This is a genomic window from Kribbella turkmenica (assembly GCF_004348725.1).
Lineage (GTDB): Bacteria > Actinomycetota > Actinomycetes > Propionibacteriales > Kribbellaceae > Kribbella > Kribbella turkmenica.
In genome coordinates this window covers 1-11,041 of sequence record NZ_SMKR01000215.1, presented here as the reverse complement: position 1 = coordinate 11,041, position 11,041 = coordinate 1, and the positions used below count along the sequence as shown (strand labels likewise).

11 protein-coding genes are annotated in these 11,041 nt (G+C 69.2%); 5 read left to right on the top strand and 6 right to left on the bottom strand.

Annotated elements, in window-relative coordinates:
• Both E1218_RS32345 and E1218_RS32340 read left to right on the top strand, forming a co-directional pair.
• Nucleotides 1-799: TrmH family RNA methyltransferase (locus tag E1218_RS32345; RefSeq protein ID WP_233712613.1), on the top strand; the 799-nt coding region annotated here is incomplete at its 5' end.
• Nucleotides 800-829: 30 nt separating this feature from the next.
• Complete coding sequence (locus E1218_RS32340; RefSeq protein WP_132326848.1) at nt 830-1,384, top strand: phosphotransferase-like protein; 555 nt, start codon at nt 830-832, stop codon at nt 1,382-1,384.
• Nucleotides 1,385-1,509: 125 nt separating this feature from the next.
• Here the strand turns inward: E1218_RS32340 and def are convergent, their stop codons facing one another.
• Together def and E1218_RS32330 are read right to left on the bottom strand one after the other, a co-directional pair.
• Entirely contained in the window at nt 1,510-2,115 is a 606-nt protein-coding gene (gene def / locus E1218_RS32335; protein ID WP_132326847.1) for a peptide deformylase, read from the bottom strand.
• Nucleotides 2,116-2,182: 67 nt separating this feature from the next.
• Nucleotides 2,183-2,998 carry an LLM class F420-dependent oxidoreductase gene (locus E1218_RS32330; RefSeq protein WP_132326846.1) on the bottom strand — a complete coding sequence of 272 codons (816 nt, stop codon included), beginning with the start codon at nt 2,996-2,998 and terminating at the stop codon, nt 2,183-2,185.
• Nucleotides 2,999-3,074: 76 nt separating this feature from the next.
• Between E1218_RS32330 and E1218_RS32325 the strand changes: the two genes are divergently transcribed.
• Nucleotides 3,075-4,493, top strand: a complete 1,419-nt coding sequence (locus E1218_RS32325) for an AAA family ATPase (protein WP_132326845.1) — start codon at nt 3,075-3,077, stop codon at nt 4,491-4,493.
• On the opposite strand, the gene E1218_RS32320 is transcribed toward E1218_RS32325, so the two are convergent.
• Entirely contained in the window at nt 4,481-4,888 is a 408-nt protein-coding gene (locus E1218_RS32320; RefSeq protein WP_132326844.1) for an SRPBCC family protein, read from the bottom strand. The two genes, E1218_RS32325 and E1218_RS32320, sit on opposite strands and share 13 nt — an antisense overlap.
• A 90-nt stretch (nt 4,889-4,978) precedes the next feature.
• Here E1218_RS32320 and E1218_RS32315 point away from each other — a divergent pair, with 90 nt between their 5' ends.
• Nucleotides 4,979-5,959, top strand: coding sequence for an SMP-30/gluconolactonase/LRE family protein (locus tag E1218_RS32315; RefSeq protein ID WP_132326843.1), 981 nt, complete (start codon nt 4,979-4,981; stop codon nt 5,957-5,959).
• 101 nt (nt 5,960-6,060) lie between these two features.
• Here E1218_RS32315 and E1218_RS32310 read toward each other — a convergent pair whose 3' ends face one another.
• Both E1218_RS32310 and E1218_RS32305 read right to left on the bottom strand, forming a co-directional pair.
• Nucleotides 6,061-7,461 carry an Nramp family divalent metal transporter gene (locus tag E1218_RS32310; protein WP_132326842.1) on the bottom strand — a complete coding sequence of 467 codons (1,401 nt, stop codon included), beginning with the start codon at nt 7,459-7,461 and terminating at the stop codon, nt 6,061-6,063.
• Between the two features lie 225 nt (nt 7,462-7,686).
• Entirely contained in the window at nt 7,687-9,477 is a 1,791-nt protein-coding gene (locus E1218_RS32305) for a BCCT family transporter (protein ID WP_132326841.1), read from the bottom strand.
• A gap of 168 nt (nt 9,478-9,645) precedes the next feature.
• Here E1218_RS32305 and E1218_RS32300 point away from each other — a divergent pair, with 168 nt between their 5' ends.
• A complete protein-coding gene (locus tag E1218_RS32300) occupies nt 9,646-10,521 on the top strand; it encodes an LLM class flavin-dependent oxidoreductase (protein ID WP_132326840.1) in 876 nt (291 codons plus the stop codon).
• Here E1218_RS32300 and E1218_RS32295 read toward each other — a convergent pair.
• On the bottom strand, nt 10,481-10,969 hold the full coding sequence (locus E1218_RS32295; protein WP_132326839.1) for a DUF6328 family protein: 489 nt from the start codon (nt 10,967-10,969) through the stop codon (nt 10,481-10,483). The genes E1218_RS32300 and E1218_RS32295 overlap by 41 nt on opposite strands.
• Nucleotides 10,970-11,041: the final 72 nt, after the last annotated feature.

Sequence of the window (11,041 nt, the reverse complement as noted above, 5' to 3'; positions counted from 1 at the left end):
GGTTCCGGTGGATGAGCCGGGGGACGGGCGGTTGGCGGATTATGTGCGGCTCCGGGAGGTCAGTCTGCGGCGGCTGATCGAGGAGGAGCACGGGCTGTTCATCGCCGAGGGCGACAAAGTCATCCGGCGAGCCGCGGAGGCCGGGTACGAACCACGGTCGTTCCTGCTCGCCCCGCGCTGGCTCGATTCGCTCGAGGACGTGTTCGCGAAGTGGCCGGAGGCCCCGGTGTACGTCGTCTCGGAGGAACTCGCCGAGCGAGTCACCGGTTTCCACGTGCACCGCGGCGCGCTGGCGTCGTACAAGCGTCGGCCGGCCGTCCCGCTGACCGAGTTGCTCGACCGGGACGTCCGGCGGATCGCGATCTTCGACGACATCGTCGACCACACCAACGTCGGCGCCGGGTTCCGCGCGGCCGCGGCAATGGGCGTCGAGCTGGTCCTGGTCACGCCGACGTGCGCCGATCCGCTGTACCGGCGCTCGATCAAGGTGTCGATGGGGACCGTCTTCCAGGTGCCGTGGACGCGGCTGACCTCCTGGCCGGGTGATCTCGAAACCCTCCGGCAGCGAGGTTTCGTCGCGGCGGCGTTCGCGCTCACCGACGACTCGATCACGCTCGACGAACTCACCGCACGACAGGACGATCGGCTGGCGCTGCTCTTCGGCACCGAAGGGCACGGCCTCAAACCGCACGTGCTCGACCAGGCAGACCTGACCGTCCGCATCCCGATGGCCGGTGGTGTGGACTCCCTCAACGTGGCGTCCTCGGCGGCGGTCGCCTTCTACGCGACACGTCGGTAAAGCGGTGGACGCGGATGATGTGATGGGGGCATGCCGAAGGTAGTACTCGTCACCGGGATGCAGGCCGCAGGGAAGTCGACGATCGCGCCGCTGCTGGCCGGTCGCCTGGGTCCGCCCGCGGCCACGCTCGACGGCGACGTGTTCTACCACGGCGTCGTGGCCGGCGGCGCCGACATGACACCCGATCCGTCACCCGAGGCCGTGCGCCAACTGCAACTGCGCTACGACGCCTCCGCGCTGATCGCCCAGCACTACGCCGACGCCGGCTTCGACTTCGTCTGCAGCGACAACATCTTCGAGGACGACGTCGAGCGCTGGTTCGCCAGGCTCCACGGCGTCGATCCGTACCTGGTGATGCTCACGCCGTCCGTCGAGTCGGTGGTCGAGCGCGAGCTCGGCCGCGGAGGCGGCAACGCGTACCGCGACTGGCAGGGCTCGGCCGGCGGGCTGATCGACGCCGTCCGAGCCTTCCAGACGTACGTCGACAACACGCCACGCCGAGGTCTGTGGCTCGACACGACCAGCCTGACCCCGGAGGAGTCGGTCGAGGCGATCCTCGCCGATCTGCCGAAGGCACGCTGGTAACTCACGCCGGACGAACGGCCCGAACCGCGCGACCAGCCCGGCGGCGCCTACCGGGGCGACCAGGCCCGACCGGGGCGATCCTGGCCTACCGGGGCGATCCCGGCCCTTCCCGGAACCAGACGACCTCAGGTCGCCGGGGTCTCCTCGTGGTGGTCCTCGTGCTCGACCATCGGGGAGACCGGCCAGTCCGACGGGTAGTCCGGGGCCAGATCCTCGGCCTCGGCGAAGAGGCGCTTGCGGTACTTGCGGGAGAGCCGGTCGCCGAACACCGTGCCCTGGGTGTGGTCGGTCTCGTGCTGCAGGCAGCGGGCCAGCAGGCCGGTGCCCTCGAACACGACCGGCTCGCCGTGCTGGTCGACCCCGGTGACCCGGGCGAAGTCGGGACGCGCGCACTTGGTGAACGCGCCCGGCAGGGACAGGCAGCCCTCGTCGCCCTCGTCGAGGCGGCGGTCCTTGCCCTCCGGCAGCTCGATCACCGGGTTGCAGACGACGCCCTGGACCCGGTTGCCGTCCTTGTCCGGGCAGTCGAACACGAACACCTGCAGGTCCACGCCGACCTGGTTCGCTGCCAGGCCGACACCTTCGGCCGCGTTCATCGTCGCGACCATGTCGGCGACCAGCGTCTGCAACGCGCCGCCGAAGTCCGTCACGGGCTGATTGAGCCGGTGCATGACGTCCGCACCCCATCGGGTGATGGGCCGCACCGAACCGTTCGCAGGCAACGTAGACATGCCGGGAATCCTAGCTGTCCCGCGGAAGCCCGCGGCCGGGTGGCTGCCGCCACCCGGCCGCCGGGTTCTACTCGCCGTTCACCTCGTCGCGCCACGCGACCCAGTCGCGCAGGAGTCCGAGGTCGTAGTCCGGGCCCGACGAGGAGACGGTGAACAGCCGGGTGCCGACGTCGAGCATCGACTTGCCGATGTCCTCGGGCGACTTGTTGCCCACGCCGGCCGACCGCTCGATCTCGCCCGGGTCGCGGCCGATCGTCCGGCAGTGCTCGTCGAGGACGGCGTGCTTGTGCGCGATCGTCTCGGCGTCGCCGAAGCCGTGCCAGATGTTCGCGTGCTGGGCGACCAGTTTCAGCGTCTTCTTCTCGCCGCCGCCGCCGATCAGCACCGGGATGTCCCGGGTCGGCCGCGGGTTGAGCCTGGCCCAGCGCCGCTCGATCCGCGGCAGCGCCTCGCCGAGCGCGTCCAGCCGGCCGCCCGCCGTACCGAACTCGTAGCCGTACTCGTCGTAGTCCTTCTCGAACCAGCCGGACCCGATGCCGAAGATGAGCCGGCCGTCGCTGATGTGGTCGACCGTGCGGGCCATGTCGGCGAGCAGGTCGGGGTTGCGGTAGGAGTTGCAGGTGACCAGCGCGCCGAACTCGATCCGCTCGGTCGCCTCCGCCCAGGCCGCCAGCATGGTCCAGCACTCGAAGTGCAGGCCCTCGGGCTCACCCGACAGCGGGTAGAAGTGGTCCCAATTGAACGCCACGTCGACGCCGATCTCCTCGGCCGCGGCCACGGTCCGCCGGATGTCGGCGTACTGGGCGTGCTGGGGCTGGACCTGGAGGCCGATCCGCACCGGGAAGGCGGCGTACGGACGGTCGGTGGACTCGAAGTCTGTCATGGTGGAGATCCTATCCGGCGTTGCGGAGGACCCTCCGGATCAGCCCGGTATACGAACACCCTGGGGGTACGACGCGATGCCTGACGACGCGGAGATCGACGAGTTCGCCCGGTTGTTCACCGGGTTCCTGGAGCGGATGCAGCAGCGCCGGGCCGGTGGTGACCGGGAGAGCCTGCGGGACCGCCTGCGCGACCATCTCGGGGTCGAGCCCGAGCAGGTCCCGGTGGTCTCGGCGAACTTCCCGTCGTACGACCTGCCGAACGTGCAGCTCGCGGTCGAGGCGTGGTTCGACTCCCACGAGCTGCTGGGGCTCGCCGGGTCGAACCGCGGTCACCACTCGCTCGGTGAGCTCCTGGAGCTCGCGCAGTACGACCGATTCGGCATCGGGGCGGTCGACTACCAGCGGCTGCCGATCGACGTCGGCGAGGAGATGGACTGCGTCGCGTTCGGGTTCTACCTAGGTGTCCGCGGCGAGGGCCGGTACGTCGCCCTGCTGCGGGCGGCGAATCCGCAGTACGGGCGGATGCGGGTCGATCTGGAGGTGCTGGCGACCGAGGCGGCCGACAGCCTCCTCGACGCGTTGCCGGAGCTGATCCGCGAGCACAACATCTTCCGCGGGAAGGTGGTGTCGTTCGAGGGCCACGAGTTCGGGCAGGGCGTGGGCCCGTTCCGGCTGCATCCACGGCCGGGCATCACCCGTGCGGACGTCGTGCTGCCGGACGGGGTGCTGGAGCGGGTCGAGCGCGAGGTGATCGGGATCGCCGACCACCGGCAGACGTTGCTCGCCGCCGGCCAGCACCTGCGTCGCGGTGTGCTGCTCTACGGTCCACCGGGCACGGGCAAGACGCACACGGTGCGGTACCTGCTGTCGCGGCTGCCGTCGTTCACTGTCGTACTGCTCGCCGGGACGAGCATCGGGTTCATCTCGCAGGCGTGTGCGCTGGCGCGGTTGCTGCAGCCGGCGCTGGTGGTGCTGGAGGACTGCGACCTGGTTGCCGAGGCCCGCGACTTCTCGCACGGCATGGAGAACCCGCTGCTGTTCCAGGTGCTCAACGAGATGGACGGCCTGGCGGAGGACGCCGACGTCGCGTTCCTGCTGACCACGAACCGGGCGGACCTGCTGGAGCCGGCGCTGATGCAGCGCCCCGGCCGGGTCGACCTGGCCGTCGAGGTGCCGCTGCCGGACGCCGAAGGCCGAGCCCGCCTGCTCAACCTCTACGGCCCGGGCCTCGACCTGCGACCGGCCGTGGTCGGCGAGCTCGTCGCCCAGACGGAAGGTACGACGGCATCGTTCATGAAGGAGCTGGTCCGGCGAACCGTCCTGCTGGCCGCGGAAGCAGGCACGCCACCGGATGCCGACCATCTGCGCACAGCCGTCGCCGAACTGCTCTCCTCCCGCGACACCCTGACCCGCCGCCTCCTCGGCGCCACCAACGGAGACGTCCCCGACTACACACCCCCACCGCCCGCGACGCCCGGCATCTACCCGGGATAGGCGAAGTACGCTGCCATCCGTCGGAGCATCGCCGCGACGCCTGCCCTGAGGGTGCTCTCGTGATCGGCCGGCGCGCCTGTGCTCTCGTACTCGAGGTGCGTGCGGCCGTCGACCTCGTCCAACCGCACGGTCACGACCTCGGGATCGTCGACATGCAGGACCACCGAACGCGGTAGGTCGATCTCGCCGAAGCGCACGCTGAACGGCACTTCCGCGCCGTCGGGACCGACGAAGACCGCCGAGATCAGACCGCCCGGGCGGGCGTCGACCGAAACGCGGTCGGACGGCGTGCCGAAACCTTCCGCGACGAACCACGCCGCGAACGCCTCCGGCTCGGTGAAGGCGCGAGCCACCTCCGACGGCGGCGCTTCGATGACCTGGGTGAGCGTGAACATGACCGGACCTCCTGCTGGGATCAACCTGACTCGGGCACTGTCGCGCACTGCGTTTACGGTTTCTTTCCGCTCCGGCGCTAGGGTCGGCGGATGAAGTCGAGGATTGCTCCGGTCCGGTGGACGCCTCCGGCGGCGGGACCGCGCCGGGAGCCGGCGAAGATCGAGGTCGAGACGGTCGCGCTGCCGGGGCACGGCCCCGAGGACACGCTGATCGACGCGGACGGCAGCGTGCTCACGGGGTTGTACGACGGGCGCATCCTGCGCGTCAGCGCGGACGGGGAGACGATCACGACGCTGGCCGACACCGGCGGCCGCCCGCTCGGGCTGGAGTGGCTGCCGGACGGCAAGGTGCTCGTCTGTGACGCCCACCGCGGGCTGCTGACGCTCGACCGGGACGGCCGGATCGCGACGTTGCTGTCCGAGGTCGACGGCCGGCCGATGAAGTTCTGCAACAACGCGGACGTGACGCCCGACGGGACGATCTACTTCACCGACTCGTCCACGCGGTTCGGCGTCGACGAGTGGATGGCGGACCTGCTCGAGCACTCGACGACCGGCAGCGTGTACCGGCTGAGCCCCGACGGCGAGCTCACCCGGTTGGCCACCGGCCGGGCGTTCCCGAACGGCGTGGCGCTCAGCGGCGACCGCCGTACGCTGTTCTGGGCCGAGTCGGGGACGTACGGGCTCTGGAAGCTCGACCTCACCACGGACGGCGCGGAGCCCGAGCCGGCGGCCGCGATCCCCGGGCTGCCGGACAACATCGCGCGCGGTTCGGACGGCCTGACCTGGGTGACGATCGGCTCACCGCGGAACGCCCTGCTGGACTTCCTGCTGCCGAAGCAGCCGTTCCTGCGGACGATTGTGTGGAACCTGCCGGAGGCGCTGAAGCCGAAAGCCGCCGACGTCATCGAGATCCAGGCTTACGACGACAACGGCACGCTGGTCCACGATCTCCGCGGTCGCCACCCCGCGTTCCGCATGCCCACCGGTGTCCGCGAGCGCGACGGCCGCGTCTGGCTGGGCAGCATCGGCACGAACGCCCTGGCCACCTTCCCGACGCCGGCCCGGTGACGCTCGCGTCGAAGCACCGTGTGAACCACTGGCTACCACGAAACGATGCGTGCGCGCCGCACAGTTCGAGGATGACTTGCAAGGTTCCCTGGCGCCGGGGGTCAGCCGATCTGCAGGCCGAAGACCTGCAGCAAGGTGTAGACGCCCAGCAGTGCGATGGCGACGCTGCTGACCGTCAGCAGGACGGCGAAAGACTTCGTGCCGTAGAGCCTCGGATCGGTCTCGGCGCGACGTAGGTACAGCACCGCGATGACGACCGCGACGAGGAACACACCCGTCATGACGCCGCCGATCTGCACCATGATCACCGGTGACTGGATCGTCAGGTAGGCAGTACCCCAAAGGATCGGCAGTGCGACGGTGAAGATGCGGATCCAGCGCAGCCGGGCGACCGGGTCCTGCCAGTCGAACAAGCCAAGGGTGGCCAGCACGTTACTGTACATCCGCGACCAGCTCGGGATCGACGCCCACATCGTCGACCCGAGAACGGCGATCGCGCCGATGAGGAAGAGGACGTTGGCCCATTCGCCGAGCGTGTCGGTGTAGATCCGCGACAGTGCGGTGATCAGGTCGTTGCCCTTGGGTACGACGCCCTGGGGGTTCAGCACTGCGGCACCCATGATGAAGAACGCGAGCGTGCCGAAAGTGTATATGCACCACGAGATGAAGGCGTCTTTGTACATCACCTTGATCCAGCCGTTGGCCCGGCGGGCCCATGCCTCGCTGCCGTCGTTCGGTCCAGCCCAGCGGGCGTACCCCTTCTCGACGCACCAGTAGGTATAGAAGGTGATCTCGTCCGCACCGACACCGGTGATGCCGAACATCGCGATCGCGGCGCCGAGCGCACCCGCCGGGATCATGAAGGTGAGGCCGCCGGCGATGTCGCTCGCGCCGTAGGCGTAGGGCGTGAAGGGCAGACCGAGAGCGATCAGGATGGTGACCGCTGAAAAGACCACGACGAGGACGACGGCACCGCGCTCGATCAAGCTGTACTTGCTCGAGTAGAGCATGGCGATGCTGACGATCACCAGCACGACTGTCCAGACGGTCAACGACGTCGTGCCCAGCGGCTCCCCGAAGGGCACCAGGATGCTGAGGGCGACCGCGGTGCCGCCGATGATACCGCCGAGTTGAAGCAGCTTCGACAACGCCAGGACGATCCAGAGGACGTTCACCCAGCCGACCCGCCCGAGCCGCGGTGGCACCTTGTTGTATCCGGTGAGGGCAGGTTGACCTGTGGCGATGGTCCAGCGCGCCAGTTCGATCTGCACAGCCACCTTCACCAAGGTACTGAAGATCACCATCCACAGAATCACGAAACCGGCTTGGGCGCCGAGCGTCGTGGTTGCGATGAGCTCCCCGGACCCGACGATCGAGGCGCTGAGGATGAGGCCCGGGCCGAAGTACCTCAGGCTGGCGCGCCAGCCGATCGGGGGCTCCTTGACGCCGTCGGAGGTGAGCGTGTAGGGATCGGTGGCCGAGGGGTCCGTACCTGTGCTCATTCGTGTCCTCGCTTCCCGCCGAACACGGACCGGACACGGGATGCTCACGAACCCGCTTGGCTCGTCCATGGGCGACTGTTCAAGCAACTCATCGGATGTCCGGTAGGCATCATCGTGGCGACGGCGCCAACCGTCAACACTCCGCTTGCTGTGGCCGGCGGACTGTTCGCCCGGTGGTGTGGTTCGGTTCGCCACCGGGCAACAACCCCGCCGGCCACGACGGCGTCAGTCCTGCGGCCGGACCTCGCCCTTCGGGGGTGGTATCTCGCCGCGGGCCTGCGGCGACTCCGGAACGTCGGTGCCGGCCGCGTCGTGGCCGTTGCCGGAGACAACCAACGAGAAGTCGTCACCGTGGTTGCTGACACCTTCGATGACCGCGGCTTCGACCGCCTCCGAGCCGATCGCGTGCCGCAACATCAACGGATCCGTCCGCAGGTCCTTGGCCAGCGCCACCGCGAGCCCGACCATCACCACCGCGAACGGCAGCGCGGCGACGATCGTGATGTTCCGCAGGCCGGTCAATGCTTCGTCACCACCACCGCCGACCAGCAGCATCACCGCCGCCACGGCACCGGTGAGCACGCCCCAGAAGATCACCAGCGGCTTCTTCGGCTCGATCGCCCCGCGCTCCGAGAGCGTGCCCATCACGATCGACGCCGCGTCGGCACCGGACACGAAGAAGATCGCGACCAGGATGACGACCACGATCGTCGTCACCGCGCTCAGCGGGATGTGGTCGAGCACGCCGAACAGCTGTCCTTCGGTGGTCGACTGCCCGGCGATGTCGGTCCCGCCGCGTTGCAGGTCGATCGCCGTACCGCCGAAGACGCAGAACCAGACCAGGCTGACCAGGGACGGCACCAGCAGGACGCCGGTGACGAACTGGCGGATGGTCCGGCCGCGGCTGATCCGGGCGATGAACATGCCGACGAACGGCGTCCACGAGATCCACCAGGCCCAGTAGAAGACCGTCCAGCCGGACAGCCACTTCGCCATCGCGTCGCCGCCGCTGGCCTCGGTCCGCGCGGCCATGTCGGCCAGGTCGCGGAAGTAGTCGCCGATCGCGGTCGGCACCAGGTTGAGGATCAGCACGGTCGGGCCGGCGACGAACACGAAGAACGCCAGGACGACGGCCAGCACCATGTTGATGTTGGACAGCCACTGGATGCCCTTCGCGACCCCGGACACCGCGGACGCGACGAACGCCGCGGTCAGGACCGCGATCACGCCGACCAGCACCGCGTTGCCGGTCCGGTCCAGCCAGCCCAGGATCTGGACGCCGGAGCCGATCTGGAGCGCACCGAGTCCGAGCGACGCGGCCGAGCCGAACAGCGTGGCGAAGATCGCGAGCCCGTCGATGACCTTGCCGATCGGCCCCTCGGTCCGGCGGCCGAGCAGCGGCGCGAACGCGGAGCTGATCAGCTGCGACCGCCCGCGCCGGAAGGTGCCGTAGGCAATGGCTATGCCGACGACCGCGTAGATCGCCCACGGGTGCAGGGTCCAGTGGAACAGCGTGGTCGCCATCGCCGTCTCGAGCGCGGCCGGTGAGCCGGCCTCGACGGTGCCCGGCGGGGGACTGGTGAAGTGGGTCAGCGGTTCGCTGACGCCGTAGAACATCAGGCCGATGCCCATGCCGGCGCTGAACATCATCGCCACCCAGGACACCGTCTTGAACTCGGGCTCCTCGTCGTCGCGCCCGAGCGGGATCCGCCCGTACCGGCTGGCGGCCAGCCAGAGCACGTAGACGACGAAGGCGGAGGCCAGCAGGACGAACAGCCAGCCGGTGTTGGTCTCGACCCAGGTCAGCGCCGAGGTGGACGCCGAGCCGAGTCCGGTGGCGTCGGCGAAGCCCCAGGCGACGAACGCCAGGGCGATGACCGCGGTGACGCCGAAGACGACGCGGTCGAGGCCCGAGCCGCGACTTCGGCTGCCGGGCGGTGGTGGTGCTGCGATCGCAGGGTGTTGTGCATGGTCCGGGTTCGTGTTCGCTGTCGGGCTGTCGGTGTCGATGGCCACAGGTGAATCACGCCTCGCTTCGGCGCGCCTCCGTTTCCGCTGGGTAGGTGTGCTGCCTTACGACCGTGTCGAAGATCGTGGCAAAACGCAACAATCGTGGTTTCGGCCACACCGGTCGGGCCGTGATCCCACCGTACTAACTGCCCGGTGGGGCACTAGGGTGCGGTCATGCGCTTCGGGATCACGATCCTGCCGGAATACCGGTGGAAGGACGCCGCACCGCGGTGGCGGCGGGCGGAGGAGCTCGGTTTCGACCACGCCTGGACCTACGACCACCTGACCTGGAGCGGGCTGCAGGACTCGCCTTGGTACGGGACGACGCCGACGCTGACCGCGGCCGCGCTGGCGACGTCGACGATCAGGCTCGGCAGTTTCGTCATCTCGCCGAACTTCCGGCACCCGCTCGCGCTGACCCGGGACATCCTCGCGCTCGACGACGTGTCCGACGGCCGGTTCCTGTGCGGTCTGGGCTCCGGCGGCGGGATCGACACCACCATCCAGGGCGGCGACGACCTGACCCCGCGGCAGAAGGTGGACCGGTTCACGGAGTTCGTCGTACTGCTCGACAGGCTGCTGACCACCGACGGCGTGGACTTCAAGGGCGAGTACTACGAGACCCGCAACGGCCGGACGGTGCCGGGGTGTGTCCAGCAGCCGCGGGTGCCGTTCGTGATGGCGGCGAACGGGCCGCGCTCACTCGAGCTGGCGACCCGGTACGGCGCCGGCTGGGTGACGACCGGGGTGAAGTCGGCGGACTTCGACACCTGGTTCGCGACGGTGGTCGACCTCAGTCGCCGGCTGGACGACGTCCTCGAAGGCCGGCCGTTCGACCGCTACCTCGCCCTCGACTCGGCCCGCTACTCGCTCAGCAGCGTGGACGCCTTCGAGGACGTGGTCGGCCGCGCCGCCGAACTCGGCTTCACCGACGTGATCACCCACTGGCCACGCAGCGAGGGCGTGTACGCCGGATCCGTCGACGTGCTGGAGACCGTGGCGGCCGAGGTCATTCCCCGTTGGCCCTACCGCGCACCCAGGCCGGGATGACGTACCAGAACAGGGTGAACCAGGCCAGCACGATCGCGGTGACCACGATCGCGACGGTCCGGGACAACACGACGTCGAGCGCCAGCAGGACGCCACCGGCCATCGCGAGGACCAGGAAGACCAGGCCGGCCGAGGCCATGTGACCGGCGATCGGCAGCATCCGGTCGCGCAGCTTCTGCCGGTAGACCAGCCGGTGGAAGGAGACCGGCGCGAGGAAGAGGCCGACGGCCAACGCCGAGGCGACCAGGGTGCCGGCGTACACGTCGTGGGTGAACGTGTCCGCCTCCTGGAACTTGGCCTGGAAGGCGATGCTGAGCAGGAACGCGAACAGGATCTGCGTGCCGGTCTGCGCCAGCCGCAGTTCCTGCAGCAGTTCGTTCCAGTGCCGGTCGAGACGCTGTGCCTCGTCCTCACTGTTGCGGTCGTACCCGGCCTCACTGTCCATCATGGGTTGACGGTACCCGTTCCGGAAACGGCGAAGGGGCCGCGCACCGGTAGGTGCGCGGCCCCTCCACTTCAG